Here is a 20,345-nt window from a genome sequence, read left to right on the forward strand (position 1 = left end):
CGGGGGCTCACGGAGCGGGCTGCCCGTGCTTTCACTGTTGGTACTGGACATTTTCTTCGAGCGTTTTCCGGATACGGTTCTCGACGTCCACCGCACGCAGGCCATGGCTCTCCATGACGAAGGAATAGTTGCCGCACAGCGTACTGAAGCGGTCCTCGATCCCTATGCGAATGAACGTTCCCGTATAACGGCCCATCAGTGTTTCGGCAACGATGCCACCGAGCCCACCATAAATGGAGTGCTCTTCGAAAGTGACGATCCCCTCGCGCCCTTCAGCCAACTTGCGAAGCGATGCCTCGGGAAACGGCTTCAGGCACGACGCCGAGACGACGTCGGCCCCACCGATCGCCGCAGCGACCTTTTGAGCGAGTTTGACGCCGGACCCCGTCGCAACAAACAGATAGGGCGCAGTGCCGGTGCTCGATAGAGGCAGCAATTCGTTACAAGATGAAGCGGGCAACGGAGCGCTGTGAACATCGCCCAGGTCGGCTTTGCCCATGCGCAAATAGGCCGGGGCTTCGCGCTGCAAAATCTCATCGAAGCATGCGTTCAGTTCGAAGCCGTCCGCGGGCGAATAAATGGAGATTTGCGGTACGGCGCGCAACGCCGCGATGTCTTCCGTGCTTTGATGGCTCGTTCCCAACTGCGCGTAAACGACGCCTGCGCCGTCCCCGATGAATGTCACCGGCAGGTTTTCGTAGCAGACATCGATCTTGATTTGCTCGAGCACCCGGATCGGAACGAATGCCGCGAGCCCATAAACGATGGGCCGGAAGCCGGCTTTTGCAAGGCCGGCTGCGACACCCACCATATTCTGCTCGGCGATGCCGCAGTTCATATATTGGTCGGGGCAAGCCTTACGGAACGGATCGAATAAAGCGTATCCGTGATCGCCCGTGAGCAGCAAGACCCTCGGATCCTTCTGGGCTGCGGCAACCAGTGCGTTCGAGAAAGCGTCTCTCATGCTTTACCCCTGAGTTCGGACACGGCGGCCTCATAGGTCTGAGGCGTGAGGCGGGTGTAATGCCAAATGTTGTCGTTCGCCATGAACGACACACCTTTGCCCTTTACCGTTTTTGCGACGATGGCTTTGGGCCGACCGTTCTTCATGCTCTTCAAATCGCGATATGCCGCGTCAATGGCAGTCTCGTCGTGACCGTCGATCGTCGCTACATCGAAGTCGAATGCGGTGAACTTCGCCGCCACATTCCCGAGGCCCATGACTTCATCGGTCGTGCCCATCGCTTGAAACCCGTTTGCGTCGACGATGACAACGACGTTGTCGAGCTTGAACTGGGAGGCGAACAGAGCGGCTTCCCAGATAGCGCCTTCGTTCAGCTCACCGTCTCCCACGAGGGCGTAGCAGATTTGGTCCGTGCCATTGCGTTTCGCGCCGAGCGCGAGTCCGACTCCGACCGATAGCCCGTGCCCGAGCGAGCCGGCAGTCGCCTCGACACCTGGCACATGAGCATCGGCAAGCCCCTTGAGGCGTGTGCCGTTCCCAAAATATCGCCCGAGTTCTTCATCCGACAGCCAGCCGATTTCATTCAGACATGCGTATTGCGCCATGACGCCATGTCCTTTGCTGAGGACCATGTAGTCTCGTTGCGATGAGCGCGGATCGTCCTTGTCCAAGCGCAAGTGGTTCCGATAGAGCACCGCCAGCAGTTCGACAATGGAGAACGCGCAGCCGATGTGGACCGTCGATCCTGCGTAGGCCATATCGAGAATCGTCTTGCGAATGCGTGTCGCGTCGAAGGCTTTCATTGCGTCACCGCCGTTCTGTTCCAGTTGATAGTTTTGGACAAGGCTGTTTCCAATCCGGTGTATTGCGCGAGGCCGAGCGATCTTCGGGCCTTCGATGTATCGGGCACGTAGCGAGGCGCATACGAGTTGTTGCGCGCCGCGGTCGGCAGGCCCGAGTCCCTCGATCCGCATAGGCGTTCGATCGTCTTCGCCAACGCGGCGATAGACAGCGCATCTTCCGAGCCGACGTTGTAGGCTTGGCCATTCTCTGCGTGAAGCAGCATGCGCAAAAGCCAAATGCAGGTATCGGCCATGTACAGATAGCTGCGCAGCGGCCGCCCGTCACCTTTCATGCTGATGGGCCGGCCGGCAATTGCGTCCCGTATGAAATTGCCTGCTGCGAATGGGCCGTCTAGTGGAATGCCCGGACCGACGAGCGCATAGATTCTCGCGATGGCGACTTGGAGATCGCCCTCCCGGGCATACGTCGCCGCGAGCCACTCGGCTGCTCGTTTGCCCTGGCCGTATGCCGTGGCGGGGTCGAGCGGATCGGGCGCGCCCATATAGCTTTCCGGCATCTTTTCGACGGAGGGCGGCTGAGTACCATAGACCGCACCGCTCGAGGTCAGCAGTAAGCGCGCGGCGCCGCTTTTTCGCGCAAAGTCCAGCACCCGTCGCGTGCCAGTGACACCGGTATCGAACATACGCAGAGCGTCGGCCGCCTTCTTCGTGTCGGCGACATCGGTGGCGGCATGGACGCAGAAATCGATGCGGCCTACATCTGCCTCGAAGGTGGTGACATCGCCTTCAATGAGCGTCAAGCTGCCATCGTCGAACAGATGCGGTGCGTACTCGCGTGCCTTAGCGGCATTGCGGCTCAACGTGACGACTTCGACGTGTGAAGACGTCACGCGGTTGGCATGCTGAATGGCTTCGAGCAGCCACGAGCCGATGAACCCCGTGCCCCCGGTCACGAACAGCCGTGCCCCGTCGAACGCCGCCCACACGTCAGCGGTCTGTTCGACGATGAATTGCAAGTCGTCTTTGGGCAGCGGCTTACGCATGGAAGCTCGGTTAGAAATTTACGCCGAGAAAAGTCTCGATCTTTTCCGCAACGAAATCGAGCATCTCGCGGCCAAGGCCGGGATAGACGCCGACCCAGAACGTCTGGTTCATGACGATATCGGTGTTCGTCAGTTCGCCGCTGACGCGGTATCCCCGTCCGATCATGTACGGCTGGCGCGTGAGGTTGCCGGCGAACAGCAGGCGCGTGCCGATCTTGTTTTGATCCAGGTAACCGAGCAAGTCGACGCGGCGAACGTTCGCCTCGGGCTTGAGCGTGATCGGGAAACCGAACCACGACGGGTCCGAATTCGGCGTCGCGTGCGGCAGAATCAGGAACTCGGAGCAGGACTGCAATCTGTCATGCAGATACGCGAAGTTGTCCCGGCGAGCTTTGATGAAACCTTCGAGCCGGTCCATCTGAGCAAGTGCACATGCTGCCTGCATGTCGGTGATCTTGAGGTTGTATCCGAGATGCGAGTACGTGTACTTGTGATCGTAGCCTTCGGGCAGATTGCCGAGCTTCCAGCAAAAACGCTTTCCGCAGGTATTGTCTTTACCCGGCGCGCAGTAGCAATCGCGCCCCCAGTCGCGGAAGGATTCCGCGATCAGCTTCAGATCGGCGTTATTGGTGAAGACAGCACCGCCTTCTCCCATCGTAATGTGATGGGCAGGGTAGAAGCTGAGCGTGCCGATGTCGCCGAAGGTGCCGACCAGTTGACCGTTGTACGTCGCCCCGAGCGCGTCGCAGCAATCCTCGACGAGCCACAGGTTGTGCTTTTTGCACAGCGCCGTGATGACTTCGAGGTTGTACGGGTTGCCCAAGGTATGCGCGAGCATGATCGCCTTGGTCTTCGGCGAGATTGCCGCTTCGATCTTCGAAGCGTCGATGTTGTAGGTGCCGAGTTCGACATCCACAAAAACAGGAATGGCGCCGAATTGAATGATCGGATTGACCGTTGTCGGGAAGCCCGCAGCTACACCGATGACTTCATCGCCGGGGCGAATTGCGCGATCGCCAAGCTTCGGTGAAGTCAGCGTCGAGAACGCAATCAGATTGGCCGAGGAGCCGGAGTTCACCGTAATAAGATGGTTGACGCCTAGAAACTGCGCCAGTTTCTTCTCGAACGCGTCGTTGAACCGGCCCGTCGTCAGCCAGCCATCGAGCGAGGCTTCAACCATCAGCTCCATCTCGCGCGCACCGATCACTTTGCCGGACGGTGGGATGACGGTCTGTCCGGGTTCGAACGCCGGCTTTTGTGTCGCCATTTCGCCGTACTGGCGCACGAGGGCGACGATCTGCTCGCGGATCTGATCTTTGTTCATGGGCTTCAGGATTGAGTAAATTGATCTATCTGTTCGAGCGTGACGGCCCGCATGTCCTCTTGACGTGCGGCGGCCTTGTACCAGGCGACGATTTCGTCCAAGGCACGCTCGAGATTCCATCGAGGCTGCCAGCCGAGCCGGTTGCGTGCTTTCGAGCAATCCAGCTTCAGGAAAGTCGCTTCGTGCGGGTGTTCCTCGCCATCCAACGCCCAGCTCGCACCGTCTCCCCATTGGGACGTGAGGCGCTCGACAATAGCCTGCACGGGGCGCGCATCCGCATCGTTGGGGCCGAAATTCCACGCTTCGGCGTAGCGGCTTTGTTCCGAATACAGCTTTTCGGCAAGCAGCAGATATCCGCTGAGCGGCTCGAGAACGTGTTGCCAAGGCCGGATAGCGTGGGGGCTCCGGATGCGGACCCGCTCCTCGCGCATGATCGCTCGCATGATGTCCGGAATGAGGCGATCGGTTGCCCAATCGCCGCCGCCGATCACGTTACCCGCGCGGGCACTCGCGATGGCGACACCATGCGTTGCGTATGTCGACGGGTTGAAGAATGAGCGCCGATAGGCCGCAGTGACGAGCTCCGCGCAGCCTTTACTGCTGCTATAGGGATCGTAGCCGCCCATCGACTCATTTTCGCGGTAGCCCCATTCCCATTCGTGGTTCTCGTAGCACTTGTCGGTCGTGACGATGACGACAGATTTCACGCCTGGAACATGGCGAACCGCTTCCAGCACATGCACCGTGCCCATGACATTCGTTTCATAGGTCTCGACGGGGCTTGCATACGACTCGCGCACGAGCGGCTGCGCCGCCATATGAATGACGATTTCGGGCGAGGCCGCTTTCATCGCGTTCAATACCGCATGTCGATCGCGAATATCGGAGATGACAGAGTCGATTCCGTCCGCGACGCGGGCCAGATCGAATAGATTCGGCGTGGTGTCCGGCGCAAGGGCGTACCCCGTGACCTTCGCGCCGAGGGCCTGAAGCCATAGCGTGAGCCAGCTGCCTTTGAAGCCCGTGTGGCCCGTGACAAATACCTTCTTGCCCCGCCAAAACGTTGTCGATTGCATCACCACACCTTCCATGGAGCCTTGCCGCTCTGCCACAACTCTTCCAGGTGATTCTTGTCGCGCAGCGTATCCATGGGCTGCCAGAACCCGTCGTGTTCGTATGCGGCAAGCTCTCCGCGGCTGGCGAGCGTTTCCAGCGGCTCGCGTTCCCAAACGCATTCGTCGCCGGGGATAAGGTCGATCACCCGCGGCGAAAGCACGAAGAAGCCGCCGTTGATCATCCCGCCGTCGCCTTTCGGCTTCTCCTTGAAGGAGCCCACTTTGTTTTCGCGGATATCCAACGCGCCAAAGCGGCCAGGGGGAAACGTCGCACTGAGGGTCGCCAACGTCCGCTGCTGCTTGTGGTATTCGATCAGCGACGTGATGTTGATGTCGCTCAATCCATCGCCATACGTGAAGCAGAACGCCTCTTCGTCTTTCACGAAATCCCGCACGCGGCGCAGGCGGCCACCAGTCATCGTGAGCTCGCCCGTATCCACTAGCGTGACTTTCCACGGCTCCGCATACTGCTGATGCACTTGCATCTCATTCGTCCGCATGTCGAAAGTCACGTCCGACATATGCAGAAAATAGTTCGCGAAGTATTCCTTGATGACGTAGCCTTTATAGCCGCAGCAGATCACGAATTCATTGATTCCGTACGCGGAATAAATTTTCATGATGTGCCACAGAATCGGCTTGCCGCCGATCTCGATCATAGGCTTGGGTCGGTTGACGGTATCCTCGGAAATGCGTGTTCCAAGCCCGCCTGCAAGAATGACTGCTTTCATCGAAATCCTGTGGGACGCGGTGGGTTATCGCCGTTGGCGGCACTGACCGATGCGGCAACAAACGTCGCTTGTACAACTTGCCGCCGAGCCACACGCTCAGCTGCAGCGAAAATCGGTCGGTAGTTGTTACATGGAAAGAATTGGTAATTTCCGGACCGCAGCGCGCCATTATAGAGGACGGTGCGCCGGTTGACGACCCGTGCGGCGGCCCGGGGCCAATCGGTCATGGGTACCGACGCGACTTACGCGCGCGCAGCCAACCGCCGATACAACTCGACGTACGATTCCGCCATCCTGGCGGCGGTGAAGTGCATTTTAAAGCGTTCGAGTGCGCCCGCGCCCAACCGTTTCGTTAGCGCGTCGTCACCCCACAGCTTCGCCATGGCACCCCTGAGCGCCTGCGGATCGCTAGGCGGCACCACAATCCCCGTCTCTCCATCCACATTCACATACGACGTCCCCGTCCCGATTTCGGCGGAAATCAGAGCCTTCCCGAACATCGCCCCTTCGAGCAGCGATATCCCGAACGCCTCCGATCGCAGATGCGAGGGAAACGTCAGCGCATGACAAAGCGTGAGCAGCGCGATTTTATCGTCGTCGCCGACAGGGCCCACGAAATCGACGTTGTCGAGTTTCAGCCGCGCCGCCTGCTGCTTGAGCTCTCTCTCGACCGGCCCGGCGCCAACGATCACCGCACGGAACTGGGTTCCCGCGAGCGCATCGAGCAGGATATGCAACCCCTTGTAGTACCGCAGGTTGCCCACGAACAAAAAGAACTTCTCGCCGGCACGCTCGCGCCAATATCGCAGCTTGTCCTCGGTGGGCGCCGCATAAGATGCGGGATCGAGCCCGATCGGAATGACCTCTACCTTGTCCCGAAAGCGCCGCAGCACGTCGCTCGTCTCGACGTAGTTCGGCGAAGTCGCAACGATCTTGTCGACGCTGGCAAGAAACCTGTCGCGCAGCGGCTTGTAGAACTGCAGCAACACCTTCTGCCGCACGATATCCGAGTGATACGTGACGAGGCACGGCTTGCGTACGCGCGTCAGAAAATGCGCCATATCGGCAAACGGCCAGGGGAAGTGATAGTGAATCACGTCCGCATGTCGCGCCAGATCCTTGAAACGCTTTAACGCATGAATTGAAAATGCCGACGAGGCAATCTCGACATCGAGCTTTGCGCGGTGATGAATGTGATCCCCGAAATCGACGGTCGAGGTGTCTCTGCTGACCGTCAACACTTCGCTCGTCACGCCTTGTTTCGCGGCCCCCGAGCATATCTGCCCAATCAGCTCTTCAACGCCGCCCATCGAATCGGGCTTGTATGTTTTATAGAAATGGAGAACGCGCATGAGTCAGGCAGGGTTCGTGGGCACGACGTTCGTTGTTCGCTTCTTCGGCAAGACTGCCGCGCCCGCGCCCGATCGAAGCAGGGGAAGGGGGCTTGCAGCCCCCTCATAACCGCAGTTCAGCAGGGTGCGCGCCCGTAGATGTCTTCGAAGCGAACGATATCGTCTTCGCCGAGATACTCGCCGCATTGCACTTCGATCAGCACGAGATCGAGCACGCCCGGATTGACGAGCCGATGCTTGTGCCCCGCCGGGATATACGTGGATTCGTTCGGCTGCAGCGAGATGATCTGCTCACCGTTGACGATCTCCGCGCAGCCGCTGACGACGATCCAGTGCTCGCTGCGATGGTGGTGCATCTGCAGAGAAAGGGACGCGCCGGGTTTGACGACGATGCGCTTCATCTTGAAGCGATCGCCTTCTTCGAGCACCGTATAGGTGCCCCAGGGGCGATGCACGGTGCGGTGCAGGCGGCATGCGTCGTCGTTCGTCCGCTTGAGCTTGGCGACGATCTGTTTCACGTCCTGCGCGCGGTCTTTGTCCGCGATCAACAGCGCATCGGGCGTATCCACGACGATGAGACCGCGCACGCCGACCATGCCGATCAGGCGCTCTTCGCTCTGCACGAAGCAGTTCTCGACATCGTGCAGCGCGGTCCTGGCATTAATGCGGTTGCCGCTCTCGTCGGGCGAAGTCAACTCGCTGATCGCAACCCATGATCCGATGTCGTTCCACCCAAGATCGCACGGCACGACGTTGACGTTGCTCGACCGTTCCATGACGGCGTAGTCGATCGAGATGTCTTGCGCCTTGCCGAAATGCGCTGCATCGAGCTCGACGGAAAAGCCATCGTCCGATGTGCTCCGTCGTGCGTCCTTCACAGCCGCAAGCGTCGGCTCGATGACGTTCGGCGCGTGCTTTTGCAATTCGTCGAGCATCGTCTGCGCGGTGAAGCAGAACATGCCGGCGTTCCACAGGTGCCGGCCCGTACCGACCAATTCCTTGGCGATATTCAGCTCGGGTTTCTCAATGAAACGTTCGACCTTGTGGATGCCCTCGGCCCCTGGCAGCGGGCGTGCTTCGAATTCGATATAGCCGTAGCCCGTTTCCGGCGCGGTCGGACGAATGCCGAACGTCACGATTCGGCCGTTAGCCGCACCGCGTGCCGCGTCTTGCACGGCTTGCGCGAAGGCTTGCTCTTTCTCGACGAGTTGATCGGCCGGCATGACGAGCATGATCGCATCGGGGCCGTGCGCCTCGCGAACGACCTCGGCCGCAGCGCCGATTGCCGCCGCCGTATTGCGGGCAGCGGGCTCGAGCACGAAGCCGACACGCGAGACGTCCGTGTCCACCTCACCGCACTCGTCCTTCGTTAGAAAGTAGGTCTCGCGATTGGTAACGATCAGGACTTCGTTCGTCGACGCAACGCGAGCTGCGCGCAAGAACGTCTTTTGCAGAAGGCTTTGACCGTCAGCGAGCTTGAGCAGCGGCTTGGGAAACGCTTCCCGGGAAACGGGCCAAAGGCGCGTTCCGGCACCGCCGCAGATGATGACAGGAATGATATTCATCGGCGCTGATCCATTGTGCAGGGGGCGATTCTAGCGGAAATTGGCCCCGGCCGACCGAAATCGAGAACATCTGGTTACGGATTTTGCACCATCTGGCACATCACAGTATTCCGTCGCACGTCTTTTATGGAGTATCTTCAACGGGGCCGTTTTGACCTATTCCGAGAAGGCCGTGGCGGGATCGGGCGTGGTGTTGGCGCCACTTCGCATGGAAATTGCTACCGATCTGCCTCATAATGCTGGCCTGCGCAATTGTATGCGGGCCGGCTGCCGCGATCAATAAGAAGAACGCTAAAGCGTTGAACGGGCTCTCTGCGCTATGTATTCCAACTTTACTCCGAGGAAAAGTCGCGGAATGTCTCGATTTAAATCATCGTGGCTGTCGTTGAGTGCATTCGCTTTCGATGCGCTGGCGGTGACGGCTGCGTGGCTTGCGGCTTACGCGATTCGCTTCAACGGGGACGTACCCGTTGCCTTCCTGTACGGCGCACTTCATGCGCTGATCTGGGTCGTACTGGTCTATGCAGTGATGTTCCGCGTGTTCGGTCTATACCGGGGCATGTGGGTGTTCGCGAGCCTGCCGGATCTGGTTCGTATTTCGAAGGCCGTTGGCTCCGGCGCGCTGCTCATCATGATCGGCGCGGTCATGCTGCAGCCCTCGCCCATCATTCCGCGTTCGGTGCTGATCGTCTGTCCGCTGCTGCTCTTCCTCGTCATGGGCGGCGCGCGCGCGTTGTATCGGACTGCGAAGGAATTCTATCTTTATGGGGGTCTGGTTGCCCAAGGCAAGCCGGTCATCGTGCTGGGCGCCGGCTCGGCCGGCGCGAGTCTCGCGCGCGAGTTGTCGCGTTCGAGCGATTGGCGCCTGGTCGGCCTGCTGGACGACGATCCAGCCAAGCAGGGCCGCGAGATCTACGGTTACAAGGTCTTGGGGCCGATCGCCGATTTGCAGCGCGTTGCTCAACAGCTGAAGGCCGAGCACGCGATCATCGCCATTCCATCGGCATCGGTGGACGCCCAGCGCCGCGTCGCGGCGATCTGCGTGCGCGCCGGGGTCCGCGCAATGGTGCTGCCGGCGCTGGCCGCATTGACGAAAGGTCAGCCGTTCCTCGCACGTGTGCGGCACATCGATCTGGAAGACTTGCTGGGGCGCGAGCCGGTCAAGATCGATACGCCTCACGTGGAAGCGCTGCTGCGCGGCCGAGTCGTCATGGTCACGGGCGCGGGCGGTTCCATCGGCTCGGAGTTGTGCCGCCAGATCCTGCGCTTCGAGCCGGCTCAATTGATCGCCTTCGATGTCTCGGAGTACGCAATCTATCGGCTGGTCGAAGAGCTGACGGACCACTATCCGGGCCTCTCGATGGTACCGGTGGTGGGCGATGCCAAAGACTCGCTTTTGCTCGATCAGGTTTTTTCTCGCTATGCGCCCCATATCGTCTTTCATGCGGCGGCCTATAAGCACGTTCCGCTGATGGAGGAGGTGAACGCCTGGCAGGCTGTGCGCAACAACGTGCTCGGCACTTATCGCGTCGCACGCGCGGCCATCCGCCACGGCGCGAAACGCTTCGTGCTGATCTCGACGGACAAGGCAGTCAACCCGACCAACGTCATGGGTGCGAGCAAACGGCTGGCGGAGATGACCTGTCAGGCGCTTCAGCAAACGAGCAACGGGACGCGATTCGAAACGGTCCGCTTTGGCAACGTGCTCGGCAGTGCCGGAAGCGTGATTCCGAAATTCCAGAAGCAAATCGCCAAGGGCGGGCCGGTCACGGTCACGCATCCCGAGATCACGCGGTTTTTCATGACGATCCCCGAGGCGTCGCAGCTCGTCTTGCAGGCGTCGAGCATGGGACAAGGCGGCGATATCTTCGTGCTCGACATGGGCGAGCCCGTGAAGATCGTCGATCTGGCTCGCGACCTGATCCGTCTGTACGGCTTCACCGAAGAGCAGATTCGGATCGTTTTCACGGGCCTGCGCCCCGGCGAAAAGCTCTACGAGGAGCTGCTCGCCGACGACGAAACCACCACCCGCACGGTGCATCCGAAGCTGCGCATCGCCCGGGCACGGGAAGCCCCGAGCGATCTTCTCGACGAGTTGATGCCGTGGTTGATGCAGCATCGCGTGTTGACCGACGATGAAGTGCGCCGCGATTTGCGTCGATGGGTCCCAGAATATGAGACGGCGTTGCCGCCGCGGCTCGAATCGGTCCCCATTACGCGCTCCGCCGGGGTGCTGACGCGCTAACGAGCTGCGCGCGCACCTCCCGGGTGCGCCAATTGTTGGAAAATCGACGGCTTCCTGTCGTAGCATGGCGGCTTTGATCGTCAGGCGTCTTTCGCCCCTTTTTTCAACGCCACCACGGCTCGCTGCCATTGCATGAAACTGCTTTTTGATCTCAACTCGCTGCGGCCGCCGCGCAGCGGCGTCGGCTACTACACGCAGCACCTGCTCGAAGGATTGTTGGAGCAACCGGATGTCGAGGCAATTGCCGGATGGGTGGGCTCGACCGTCTACGAAGGCGATGCGCTGCGTGCGCTGATGTGCGATCAAACGTCGCTGGCCAAGGCCGCCCAATTCAGCAAAGGGTTCACCGCATCGGCTTTGCGCGCCGCGCGCAATGTCCCCGGCGTCTATAAAGCTCGAACGCTTGCCCGAAGCTTTGCTTCGGGGAGTTTGCGTCGGGACTTCGCCAAGCGTGGCTACCTCTATCACGAGACGAATTTCATCGCGTCGCGCTACCGCGGACCTTCCGTTGTCACGGTCCACGATCTGTCCCATCGGCGGCACCCCGAATTCCACCCGAGCGTGGCCGTCCAGTATCTGGACGATGGATTGCCGCGCACGCTTGCACAAGCGCGCGTCGTCATTGCGGACAGCCACTACACGAAGAAGGAAATTCACGACATCTATGGATTGCCCGACGAGAAGGTCGTCACTGTCCATCTGGGCGTGGAAACGTGCTTTCAGCCTCGATCGGAGGAAGTCTGCTCTGCCGTGCTCGCGGCGTTGGGGCTGAAATACCGTGGCTTCGTGCTGTCGGTCTGTACGTTGCAGCCGAGGAAAAACCTGCGCCGGCTCGTCGCGGCCTACGCCCATTTGCCCGAAGCGCTGAGGCGCGAGTATCCGCTCGTTCTGATCGGCGCGAACGGGTGGATGAATTCCGATCTGCAGCGCGATATCGGCCCCTTGGCGAACGCCGGTCAAATCATCGCGCCGGGCTATGTGTCCCGGGCCGATCTCACTCGGCTGCTATCGGCTGCGGCAGTATTTGCCTATCCGTCGCTTTACGAAGGGTTCGGTCTGCCGGTGGCGGAGGCGATGGCAAGCGCAGTTCCTGTGTTGACCGCCAACGTGACATCGTTGCCGGAAGTGTCGGCAGGGGCGGCTTGGGAAGTGGATCCTTATTCCGTCGATGCAATCGCCGACGGCCTGGCGCGATTGCTCGAAGACGCTGCGTTGCGCGAGTCGCTCGTCGCCAAGGGCTTGCAACGCGCAGCCGAACTCACCTGGGCGGCAACAGTCGAGCAGACCCGCGATGTCTATCGGTCGGTGCTGGCGTGATGCCCGCCAGGCGATATCGTTGAGGCGGGGTTCATACAAGGAGGCGGTGTGCGAATTGCCATAACGGGAGCTAACGGTTTCGTCGGCAAGGCGTTGTGCGCGCTGCTGCGCGACAGCGGCCATGACGTCGTTGCGCTTGTGCGTCGGCAAGGTGTCTGTACGCCCGGTGTGCGCGAGTGCCTGATCGAGGATGACAACTTCGCCTCGCTCGCGTTGGGCAGACCCGCCTTCGGCCCATGCGACACCTTCGTTCATCTTGCGGCCCGCGTGCACATCATGCGCGATCGCTCGGTGGACCCGATCGCTGCCCATAGAACGACGAATGTCGACGGCACGCTCAACGCCGCGCGCGCCGCATCGGCGGCCGGCGCGCGGCGGTTCATCTATGTCAGCAGCATCAAGGCGCTCGGTGAGGGCGAGCCGGGGCGGCCGTGGCGCGAGAACGACGAGGCGTCGCCTGTCGATCCATACGGCGTATCGAAGCGCGAAGCCGAACTGGCGTTGAGCGAGTTCGGGCGGGCGGTTGGCATGGAGATCGTCGTCGTGCGTCCGCCGTTGGTCTACGGTCCGGGCGTGCGCGCGAATTTCCTCGGTCTCATCAAGGCTGTCGAGAAGGGCGTTCCGTTGCCGCTGGGGGCCGTCGATGCGCAACGCAGCATGGTCTATGTCGGCAATCTGGCGGATGCGATTCGTTTGCTCGCCACCTATCCCGCCGCACTCGACGGTGCCTATCACGTGACCGATTGCGAGGATTTGAGCGTCTCGCAGATGATTCGCGCGATTGCCGATGCACTGGGCAAGCCGGCGCGGCTCGTGTCCGTGCCGGTCGCCTTGTTGCGCCTGATCGGGACTTTGACGCGGCAGTCGGACCGCATCGATCGGCTGACCGGCCCCTTGCGCGTGGAGTGCAGGCGGCTGCCCAGCGAGCTCGGATGGACGCCGCCGTGGCAAGTCGCGGATGGGCTTAAGCAAACGGTGCGGGCACGATCGACCGTTTCAACCGTTGAATGAGGCGCCATCGATGACGATATCGTCGCTTCTTCTCACCGGGTTCGCTGGTGCACTGATCTGCTTCGTAGTCCTATGGATCCTGCTTCGCACGGGATGGGCGTTCGATATTGCGCTCGATATTCCCAATCATCGTTCGTTGCACGTGAAGCCGGTGCCGCGTGTGGGCGGATGGGGCGTGTTGCCGGCGGCGCTTGCGATCGTCGCGATCGAGGCTCCGCTGATGCATCGGTTCGCCGTCGGAGCGCTCGTCCTGGGTGCGCTTTCGCAGATCGACGATCGCCGTGGCTTGTCCGCAAAGACGCGTTTCGCGGCGCATTCGATCGTGGCCGGGTCGGCGGTGGCGCTGAGCGCGAACGGCATCGATTGGTGGCTCGCCGTGGCTGCCGTCATCGCGCTCGTTTGGCTCATCAATCTCTATAACTTCATGGATGGTTCGAACGGCCTGGCGGGCGGCATGGCCGTCTTCGGCTTCGCAACCTATGCCGTGGCGGCGATGGCTGGCGAGCCGCAGTTATCGATTGCCTCGGTGGCGATTGCGGGCGCCGCGCTCGGCTTTCTCGCGCTCAACTTCCATCCGGCCCGTATCTTTCTGGGCGACGTGGGGTCTATCCCGCTGGGTTTCCTTGCGGGCGCGTTAGGCTTTTGGGGTTGGCGGCACGATGCGTGGCCGGTCTGGTTTCCGGCGCTTGCGTTCGCTCCGTTCATTGCGGACGCAACGGTGACATTGCTGCGCCGGCTCGCGCGCGGCGAGAAGGTCTGGGAGGCGCATCGGCAGCACTACTATCAGCGCCTCGTGCAACTCGGCGCGTCTCATGTCCGCGTCGCGTTGCTTTATTACGGCCTGATGTTGTGCGGTTCGACGCTCGCGCTGGTGGCGCTGCATGCGCCGACCATCGCGCAATGGCTGGCGGTTGCATGCTGGTATCTGGTGCTCGCCGGCGTAGGCATGGGCATCGATCAACGCTGGCGCGCGTTCGAGCGATCGCGCGCCGAGACGGCGGCCTGAATACCGCGGTAGTAGCGTGAGCGTGGTGGTGGAGCGCGGAGGTTAGCGCCGCCCGCTGCGCCGCACGACGAGCCACTTCGGCGATCTGAAACGGACGATGCTCACGTAGAGCCAGACATACGTCAGTGCGAACAGCACGACGAAGGCGAACAGGTGCACCGTGTGTTGCCAAAAGAGCGTCGCGGGAATGACACCGATCAGGCACAGCAGCCACAGATAGGGCGATGTGAACGAATTGCGCCGCGTCAGCTCATGCGCGGTTTTCGCGCCGACGGCCCAACGCATGAGGCGCTTGTAGACGAGCATGTGCAAATGCACGCCGTCGGGAATGCCGGGCGACATGCCGCGCACGAATTTTTTCCGGTAGATCGAAAAGCAGGTCTCGAAGATCGGATAAACGAAGAGCAGCACGGGATACCAGGCCGAAACCTCGCGGTGTCGCATGACGAGCATGATCGCGAGTTCCGCAAGCATGAAGCCGATGAAATAGGCCCCGCCGTCGCCCAGAAAAATGAGACCGGCCGGGAAATTCCAGATGAAGAAGCCGAGTACCGCGCCCATCATGATCAGCGATGCCGACAGCACGATCGGATCGGAGAGGCGGAACGCCACATAAGCAAGCGATGCAAACATCATCATCGCGACCATCGACGCAAGACCGTTGAAGCCATCGATGATGTTGACCGCATTCGCCAAGGCCGCGACCGCCAGCACGGTCACCGCGGCTGAAATGACCGCATAGGAAAGCAGAAAATCCAGCGGCGGTACGCTGATGCGCACCACGGCGATGTGCAGCGCGAAATAGGCGAGGGCGGCTGAGCCCATGGTGGCGACCAGGCGTGCGGTGGGCGAAACGCGCTTCGTGACGTCTTCGATCAAGCCCGAGGCGAATGCCGGAATGCCGCAGGCGATCAATGCGAGGATGCCCAGCGAGACAGCCGGATAGGGGCCGTAGAGCTCCAGCGTCGACGCCACCAGCCCGACGAGGATCCCGAGGCCGCCGACGCGCGGAACGGGCCGGGCATGAAACTTCTGTACGCCGGCCAGATCGGCATCGATCGAAAACCTTTCGTGCAGATGCGCATAGCGCACGATCAGCAATGTAACGAGCAGCGAGACGAGAAAGGCGAGTGCGAAACTGAGCATGAGCGGTAGCCGGGTGGCGGACGGCGAATTATACCGAGAGCCGTCCGCATGCCTGCCGCGTAGGAGGTGAAGCGTGAAATGCCTTATGCGATTTCGATCGGGTAATCGGTACAGACGCGGGACGGCTCGTCGTCGAACCACGCGACGCCTTCTTGCACCATCGTTATCCGCAATGTGTATTTGCCCGCATGCTCCGGGGTGACGACGCGAACCGCGTAATGCTTGCATTCGCCCGCGCTAAGCGTTTCCGAGAGGGCGGTACGTTCGCCGTCGAAGACGACCATGCCCCCGGTTTGCGCATCGAGCCAATGGTACGAAAGATTGAGCGGATAGGGGGTCTGGCTGGCCAGACGGAAGTGGGATCGGTTTGCGAGGGCGACGTTGGCGTGGAACTCCGAACCGGGTTGTGCGGCGCGCGGCGCGCTCACGACCGTCATGGCGATTCGGCTTCGTTCTTCGGTGCCCAGCGGAGCTGTCCATGCGGCTGGGGCATGGCGCGGATTCGCTTTCCACTGGCTCATGAGCAGCGAGTCGACCATTGCGGCGTATCGTTGCTCGAATACTTTCGCGGCCCAGTCGTACAGCTCGCGATCGAGTTCGGTGACGCGATGAATGGCTTCGAGCGCTTCGACGGAGAGGGCCTCGGCCGGGACGCGATTGGACGAAACGTTGAGCTTCCGTTCCTCGATGACAGGGTAGAAGCCGAGCGTATGGCTCAGAAGCTGCAGCGACTCGCTCATGCGCTCCGCCAAACCGACGAAGAGGCACTGCTCGAGGCGGGCCTTGGCGCGGGTCAGCAGTTCGCGATCGTGCTTGCCGCTCGCATATTCGCGCACGACTGCCTGCCCGTAGCCGACGGGATCTTTCGCGAGTTTCTCGTAATCGAGATCGACCGCGAGGAATAACGTCTGAGCATTGATCAGATCCCAGTTCGTTACTTCGTCGGAGACGAAATCCAGGAGCGACCAATTCTCGTTCACGACCTGATCGTGCCGATATGCGTCGGGCTCGCGGCGCACATGCGAATACCAGGAAATGGTGCGCTGAACGGGGTCGCGCAGCATCGTTATATAAGCGAGGTCTCTTTTCAAATAGGTATTCAAGCCGTGCCATAGATGGCCCCGGAAGAAGGCGTACTTGGAAAGATCCTGCCTCGGAAGCGCGAAGAGGCTCGGAAGCAGCTGGGCAGGGCATATTTCGCTGGAATCGAATTGACTATCCAGGAAACTGATCAGAGAAGTGCCAGCGGTTTTGGGTATATGGAGATAATAGAGAGGTAAATCGGACATTTCTATTTGTTAATCTGATTTTTGCCAATTTTATGTCATTCTGTGATCTTTATAAATAACGAACTTGTTACGTTGGCTTACAAGGTGAAAGCGGCGGTGTCGTCTGGTCAATGTCCGGGGTTACCTCGTCCGAAATTCGCTCGACCCGATCATGGAGCGCCGTGGTCTAGCGCAGACTGGCTTGCGCGACAACACCGCAAAGCGGGGGCTCGATTGAGATACAATGTATCTCATTTTTGACGGTGAGACGAGGTTGCCATGACTGCCACTACGATGGTCCACGTCCGTTTGGACGAGCATTTGAAAGCGGAAGCGGCTGAGACGCTTGCGTCGATGGGCCTATCCCTCTCGGACGCGGTCCGCGTGTTTCTGAAGCGGGTCGTTGCAGACAAGCAACTGCCGTTCGAACTGAAGGTGCCGAACGAGGAGACGCGGCGTGCGATGAAAGAAGCCGATGACATCGTCCGGACGCGTCGGGGCCGCTTCAAGACGGGCAATGAACTGATCGATGAGCTTGAGAAAAAGCGCCGCAAGTAAACGGGCAAGTCTTCCGCGGGAGGCTGATTACACGAAGATATCGCGTCGACGACAGCTCCGCGCACGGATGCGTGGTTTTCGTGCGGGCGGGTACACATGCCGATCTGTTCAAATAGGTGGCGCCGACATCCATCAGAATCCCGCGGTGCCTCGAACGCTGCCGATAGCGTCGTCGCACCCCTCAAGCAAACCGTTCCGATTCATCGACTGCCACCGCCAATGATCGGCGCACATGCGCTCGATGCCATGCACCGCGCGCCAGCCAAGTATCTGCCGGCCGCACTTGTACTCGCAAAGCATGAAGCCACATCCCCCGGGCCGCCGATCCACGAGCTCATAGGGCACCTTCCGCCCCGAAGCGGCCCTGAATGCTTTCGCCACCTCCAACACCGAGTACCCGCGCCCGGTACCGAGGTTGACGGTCAGGGAAAGCGAATGTTATGTCGTCTTAACCTATTGAAATGTATGTAATTTCGGTATGTTTTGTCGAAATCAACCTTTATACCGAACATCGGACCCAACGGCGACATGGCGCGACTGGAAACGCTGGAGCCGATGGCCTTCGCCCGGCTCAAGCGTTGGATGGGGAGTCTAAAAAACCGCGACGCCCTGAAGCGCCGACGAGATGTGTCGCAGGCCGAGGTGGTTGAAGAGACGATCAAGCAAACCCGTTCGGATTCATCGACTGCCACCGCCCATGGTCGGTGCCCAACGCGCTCGATGTTCACGCAATTATTTGATCCTTGAAATGGGGATATATATCCCTCAGTTGAGGATTCGCCGGTTGATCCCTATACTAGGGATTTGTATCCCCATATCGAGGATTGACTGTGAGTATTGCCGACTTTCTCTTCACAAGGGGCTTGCAACGAGTGCTTGGTGCCACACTGCTACAACCTGACCGCAGTTTTACGCTCGAGGAACTGCTGCGTCTGGCGGACAGTGGGCGCGGAAGCGCTCAAAAACAGGTGGACCGCCTAGTCGAAGCTGGCGTACTGCGGGAAGACGCCCGACGAGGCCGGCAACGAAGCATTCGAGCGAATACCGAATTTATCCTCTATCCCGAATTGCTCAGTATCGCGCGGAAGTCATTTGCTATTGTGGAGCCTCTGAAGGAAGCCCTCGAGCCTTTTGCCGACCTCATCAACTCGGCGTTTGTGTTTGGCTCAGTGGCCAAGGGCACGGACAGTGGCCGGAGCGACATCGACCTGATTGTCATCGGGAGCGCCCCTCTGCTCGAACTATCTGAGGCGATGCACAAGGCGGAGCTAGGTTTGCTGCGCCCCATCCACTTCTCCTTGTACGAGCCCGCTGAGTGGGCTGCCCTGGTACAGGCTGATCCCATCGTGGCCCAGATTGCCGAGGGCCCCATCTTGAAGATACTGTGATGTCGCGCCCAACTGAATATGACAATCTCATCAAGACGAAAGCCTTGGAGGCAGTCGCCTCAACGCCTGGCGCTATCGCGGGCTTCCTGCGTAACGCTGCGGACTACAGGGTTACGGCAGAGGGACTAGACCCTGAACGACATATGCAAGTATTCACCTTGGCCTACGAAGGCTATTTTCAGGTGGTCCAGGCGATCCTCGAGTTCTATCAAGTCCGCACTAAAGAGGCAGGGCGTAACCTAGCCATCCAGCGCGTTTCCACGTCGTTGGGCGTGAGCCCCCAAGAATTTGCGTTCATCACGAAGGCCCACGAGCGTCGCAACGGTACTTGTTATGTTTCACCGTTTCCTCCGGTATCGAAGGCCGAGGCCGTCACCATGCTGGCTATTCTGACTAAGTACCTACCCGTCGCGCATACGCTGACCGGCACGTCGTGAGAATCGGTCGGCAGAACAGCTATGAACCGGTGCACGCTGCCGCCTTCAAACAAACCCATTCGGATTCATCGACTGCCACCGCCAATGATCGACGCACATGCGCTCGATGCCATGCTCGGCGCGCCAGCCAAGTATCTGCTCGGCCGCACTCGTACTCGCAAAGCATGAAGCCACATCGCCAGGCCGCCGATCCACGAGCTCGTAAGGCACCTTCCGCCCCGAAGCGGCCTCGAACGCTTTCACCACCTCCAACACCGAATACCCGCGCCCCGTACCAAGATTGACGGTCAAGCTGGCATCGCGCACCTTCAGCGCATCGAGTGCCGCGATATGCCCGCGCGCCAGATCCACGACATGGATATAGTCGCGTACGCCCGTGCCGTCAGGCGTGTCGTAGTCGCTACCGAACACACGCAGCTTGTCGAGCTTGCCTACCGCGACCTGCGCCACATAAGGCATCAGGTTGTTCGGAATGCCCGCGGGGTCCTCGCCGATACGTCCACTCTCGTGCGCCCCAACCGGATTGAAATACCGCAGCGTGGCAATGCGCCACGCCGGATCGGACCGTTCGACATCGCGCAGAACCTGCTCCGCGATCAGCTTCGATTGCCCGTAGGGGTTCGTCGCCGAAAGCGGGAACGATTCGTCGATCGGCGAGCGCTCGGGCACGCCATAAACAGTCGCCGACGAGCTGAAAACGAATCGCTTCACATTGCGCTCACGCATCGTATCGAGCACGGTGAGCAGGCTACCGATGTTGTTACGGTAGTAGTCGATCGGTTTGGCAACCGATTCGCCGACCGCCTTCAACGCGGCGAAATGAATCGCGGCATCGATCGGGTGCTTGTCGAAAATCGCGCTCAGCGCCGCGGCATCGCACGCGTCGGCTTCGTAAAAAGCGACTTTACGGCCCGCAATCTCCTCGATGCGTCGCACAGCCTCGCGCTTGCTGTTGACGAGGTTATCGACGATGACCACGTCATAATCGCTTGCGAGCAGTTCGACCGCGGTATGCGAGCCAATGAACCCCGCTCCGCCCGTCACCAGAATCGTGCCTTTCATCGCCATCGTC

At 60.3% G+C, this 20,345-nt stretch carries 19 protein-coding genes and 1 pseudogene; 8 read left to right on the forward strand and 12 right to left on the reverse strand.

Annotated features, from left to right (window positions below):
• Positions 1-31 precede the first annotated feature (31 nt).
• The 8 genes from ACR9ZC_RS11320 to ACR9ZC_RS11355 all read right to left on the reverse strand — a co-directional run bounded on the left by ACR9ZC_RS11320 (position 32) and on the right by ACR9ZC_RS11355 (position 8,897).
• Positions 32-964 (reverse strand): transketolase family protein, encoded by a 933-nt coding sequence (locus ACR9ZC_RS11320; RefSeq protein ID WP_481580343.1) that lies wholly within the window; start codon positions 962-964, stop codon positions 32-34.
• The gene (locus tag ACR9ZC_RS11325) at positions 961-1,767 is read right to left on the reverse strand and encodes a transketolase (protein WP_481580344.1); all 807 of its coding nucleotides are present in this window, start codon (positions 1,765-1,767) and stop codon (positions 961-963) included. The genes ACR9ZC_RS11320 and ACR9ZC_RS11325 overlap by 4 nt, the downstream gene beginning before the upstream one ends.
• Positions 1,764-2,810 (reverse strand): NAD-dependent epimerase/dehydratase family protein, encoded by a 1,047-nt coding sequence (locus ACR9ZC_RS11330; protein WP_481580345.1) that lies wholly within the window; start codon positions 2,808-2,810, stop codon positions 1,764-1,766. The genes ACR9ZC_RS11325 and ACR9ZC_RS11330 overlap by 4 nt, the downstream gene beginning before the upstream one ends.
• Before the next feature lie 10 nt (positions 2,811-2,820).
• Complete coding sequence (gene rfbH / locus ACR9ZC_RS11335) at positions 2,821-4,134, reverse strand: lipopolysaccharide biosynthesis protein RfbH (protein ID WP_481580346.1); 1,314 nt, start codon at positions 4,132-4,134, stop codon at positions 2,821-2,823.
• Between the two features lie 5 nt (positions 4,135-4,139).
• Complete coding sequence (gene rfbG, locus ACR9ZC_RS11340) at positions 4,140-5,210, reverse strand: CDP-glucose 4,6-dehydratase (protein ID WP_481580347.1); 1,071 nt, start codon at positions 5,208-5,210, stop codon at positions 4,140-4,142.
• The gene (rfbF, locus tag ACR9ZC_RS11345; RefSeq protein WP_440559786.1) at positions 5,210-5,980 is read right to left on the reverse strand and encodes a glucose-1-phosphate cytidylyltransferase; all 771 of its coding nucleotides are present in this window, start codon (positions 5,978-5,980) and stop codon (positions 5,210-5,212) included. The genes rfbG and rfbF overlap by 1 nt, the downstream gene beginning before the upstream one ends.
• 242 nt (positions 5,981-6,222) lie before the next feature.
• A complete protein-coding gene (locus ACR9ZC_RS11350) occupies positions 6,223-7,332 on the reverse strand; it encodes a glycosyltransferase family 4 protein (protein WP_481580348.1) in 1,110 nt (369 codons plus the stop codon).
• A 116-nt stretch (positions 7,333-7,448) separates the two neighbouring features.
• Entirely contained in the window at positions 7,449-8,897 is a 1,449-nt protein-coding gene (locus ACR9ZC_RS11355) for a mannose-1-phosphate guanylyltransferase/mannose-6-phosphate isomerase (protein ID WP_481580349.1), read from the reverse strand.
• Between the two features lie 355 nt (positions 8,898-9,252).
• Between ACR9ZC_RS11355 and ACR9ZC_RS11360 the strand changes: the two genes are divergently transcribed.
• From ACR9ZC_RS11360 to ACR9ZC_RS11375, 4 genes are all read left to right on the forward strand, one after another.
• Positions 9,253-11,142 carry a polysaccharide biosynthesis protein gene (locus ACR9ZC_RS11360; RefSeq protein WP_481580350.1) on the forward strand — a complete coding sequence of 630 codons (1,890 nt, stop codon included), beginning with the start codon at positions 9,253-9,255 and terminating at the stop codon, positions 11,140-11,142.
• A gap of 132 nt (positions 11,143-11,274) precedes the next feature.
• The gene (locus ACR9ZC_RS11365) at positions 11,275-12,459 is read left to right on the forward strand and encodes a glycosyltransferase family 4 protein (RefSeq protein ID WP_481580351.1); all 1,185 of its coding nucleotides are present in this window, start codon (positions 11,275-11,277) and stop codon (positions 12,457-12,459) included.
• 48 nt (positions 12,460-12,507) lie between these two features.
• Positions 12,508-13,470 carry an NAD-dependent epimerase/dehydratase family protein gene (locus ACR9ZC_RS11370; RefSeq protein ID WP_481580352.1) on the forward strand — a complete coding sequence of 321 codons (963 nt, stop codon included), beginning with the start codon at positions 12,508-12,510 and terminating at the stop codon, positions 13,468-13,470.
• A 10-nt stretch (positions 13,471-13,480) separates the two neighbouring features.
• Positions 13,481-14,476 carry an MraY family glycosyltransferase gene (locus tag ACR9ZC_RS11375; RefSeq protein WP_481580353.1) on the forward strand — a complete coding sequence of 332 codons (996 nt, stop codon included), beginning with the start codon at positions 13,481-13,483 and terminating at the stop codon, positions 14,474-14,476.
• A 42-nt stretch (positions 14,477-14,518) separates the two neighbouring features.
• On the opposite strand, the gene ACR9ZC_RS11380 is transcribed toward ACR9ZC_RS11375, so the two are convergent.
• On the reverse strand, positions 14,519-15,622 hold the full coding sequence (locus tag ACR9ZC_RS11380; RefSeq protein ID WP_173259903.1) for an MraY family glycosyltransferase: 1,104 nt from the start codon (positions 15,620-15,622) through the stop codon (positions 14,519-14,521).
• 83 nt (positions 15,623-15,705) lie between these two features.
• Positions 15,706-16,911 (reverse strand): sulfotransferase family 2 domain-containing protein, encoded by a 1,206-nt coding sequence (locus ACR9ZC_RS11385; RefSeq protein ID WP_481580354.1) that lies wholly within the window; start codon positions 16,909-16,911, stop codon positions 15,706-15,708.
• Positions 16,912-17,169: 258 nt separating this feature from the next.
• Here ACR9ZC_RS11385 and ACR9ZC_RS11390 point away from each other — a divergent pair, with 258 nt between their 5' ends.
• Entirely contained in the window at positions 17,170-17,448 is a 279-nt protein-coding gene (locus ACR9ZC_RS11390) for a type II toxin-antitoxin system RelB/DinJ family antitoxin (RefSeq protein ID WP_481580355.1), read from the forward strand.
• A 132-nt stretch (positions 17,449-17,580) separates the two neighbouring features.
• On the opposite strand, the pseudogene ACR9ZC_RS11395 reads toward ACR9ZC_RS11390, so the two are convergent.
• Positions 17,581-17,877 (reverse strand): annotated as a pseudogene (locus ACR9ZC_RS11395) (hypothetical protein); the annotation flags it as partial.
• 54 nt (positions 17,878-17,931) lie between these two features.
• On the opposite strand from ACR9ZC_RS11395, the gene ACR9ZC_RS11400 reads away from it, so the two are divergent.
• The 3 genes from ACR9ZC_RS11400 (at position 17,932) to ACR9ZC_RS11410 (ending at position 19,273) form a co-directional block, all read left to right on the forward strand.
• The gene (locus tag ACR9ZC_RS11400; protein WP_481580356.1) at positions 17,932-18,195 is read left to right on the forward strand and encodes a GSU2403 family nucleotidyltransferase fold protein; all 264 of its coding nucleotides are present in this window, start codon (positions 17,932-17,934) and stop codon (positions 18,193-18,195) included.
• An 83-nt stretch (positions 18,196-18,278) separates the two neighbouring features.
• Entirely contained in the window at positions 18,279-18,836 is a 558-nt protein-coding gene (locus tag ACR9ZC_RS11405; protein WP_481580357.1) for a nucleotidyltransferase domain-containing protein, read from the forward strand.
• Positions 18,836-19,273, forward strand: a complete 438-nt coding sequence (locus tag ACR9ZC_RS11410) for a hypothetical protein (RefSeq protein WP_481580358.1) — start codon at positions 18,836-18,838, stop codon at positions 19,271-19,273. Before ACR9ZC_RS11405 ends, ACR9ZC_RS11410 begins: the two co-directional genes overlap by 1 nt.
• A 45-nt stretch (positions 19,274-19,318) precedes the next feature.
• Here ACR9ZC_RS11410 and galE read toward each other — a convergent pair whose 3' ends face one another.
• Positions 19,319-20,341 carry a UDP-glucose 4-epimerase GalE gene (gene galE, locus ACR9ZC_RS11415; RefSeq protein WP_481580359.1) on the reverse strand — a complete coding sequence of 341 codons (1,023 nt, stop codon included), beginning with the start codon at positions 20,339-20,341 and terminating at the stop codon, positions 19,319-19,321.
• Positions 20,342-20,345 lie beyond the last annotated feature (4 nt).

The sequence above is a fragment of the Trinickia sp. HAY1-2D genome (assembly GCF_056754935.1).

What these genes read in the sequence shown, in the direction of transcription:
- ACR9ZC_RS11350 (WP_481580348.1), bottom strand. Translation starts at nt 7,332, where the DNA reads ATGCGCGTTCTCCATTTCTATAAAACATACAAGCCCGATTCGATGGGC.
- ACR9ZC_RS11375 (WP_481580353.1), top strand. Translation starts at nt 13,481, where the DNA reads ATGACGATATCGTCGCTTCTTCTCACCGGGTTCGCTGGTGCACTGATC.
- ACR9ZC_RS11330 (WP_481580345.1), bottom strand. Translation starts at nt 2,810, where the DNA reads ATGCGTAAGCCGCTGCCCAAAGACGACTTGCAATTCATCGTCGAACAG.
- ACR9ZC_RS11380 (WP_173259903.1), bottom strand. Translation starts at nt 15,622, where the DNA reads ATGCTCAGTTTCGCACTCGCCTTTCTCGTCTCGCTGCTCGTTACATTG.
- rfbH (WP_481580346.1), bottom strand. Translation starts at nt 4,134, where the DNA reads ATGAACAAAGATCAGATCCGCGAGCAGATCGTCGCCCTCGTGCGCCAG.
- ACR9ZC_RS11325 (WP_481580344.1), bottom strand. Translation starts at nt 1,767, where the DNA reads ATGAAAGCCTTCGACGCGACACGCATTCGCAAGACGATTCTCGATATG.
- ACR9ZC_RS11390 (WP_481580355.1), top strand. Translation starts at nt 17,170, where the DNA reads ATGACTGCCACTACGATGGTCCACGTCCGTTTGGACGAGCATTTGAAA.
- ACR9ZC_RS11355 (WP_481580349.1), bottom strand. Translation starts at nt 8,897, where the DNA reads ATGAATATCATTCCTGTCATCATCTGCGGCGGTGCCGGAACGCGCCTT.
- rfbG (WP_481580347.1), bottom strand. Translation starts at nt 5,210, where the DNA reads ATGCAATCGACAACGTTTTGGCGGGGCAAGAAGGTATTTGTCACGGGC.
- rfbF (WP_440559786.1), bottom strand. Translation starts at nt 5,980, where the DNA reads ATGAAAGCAGTCATTCTTGCAGGCGGGCTTGGAACACGCATTTCCGAG.
- ACR9ZC_RS11385 (WP_481580354.1), bottom strand. Translation starts at nt 16,911, where the DNA reads ATGTCCGATTTACCTCTCTATTATCTCCATATACCCAAAACCGCTGGC.
- ACR9ZC_RS11410 (WP_481580358.1), top strand. Translation starts at nt 18,836, where the DNA reads ATGTCGCGCCCAACTGAATATGACAATCTCATCAAGACGAAAGCCTTG.
- ACR9ZC_RS11360 (WP_481580350.1), top strand. Translation starts at nt 9,253, where the DNA reads ATGTCTCGATTTAAATCATCGTGGCTGTCGTTGAGTGCATTCGCTTTC.
- galE (WP_481580359.1), bottom strand. Translation starts at nt 20,341, where the DNA reads ATGGCGATGAAAGGCACGATTCTGGTGACGGGCGGAGCGGGGTTCATT.
- ACR9ZC_RS11320 (WP_481580343.1), bottom strand. Translation starts at nt 964, where the DNA reads ATGAGAGACGCTTTCTCGAACGCACTGGTTGCCGCAGCCCAGAAGGAT.
- ACR9ZC_RS11365 (WP_481580351.1), top strand. Translation starts at nt 11,275, where the DNA reads ATGAAACTGCTTTTTGATCTCAACTCGCTGCGGCCGCCGCGCAGCGGC.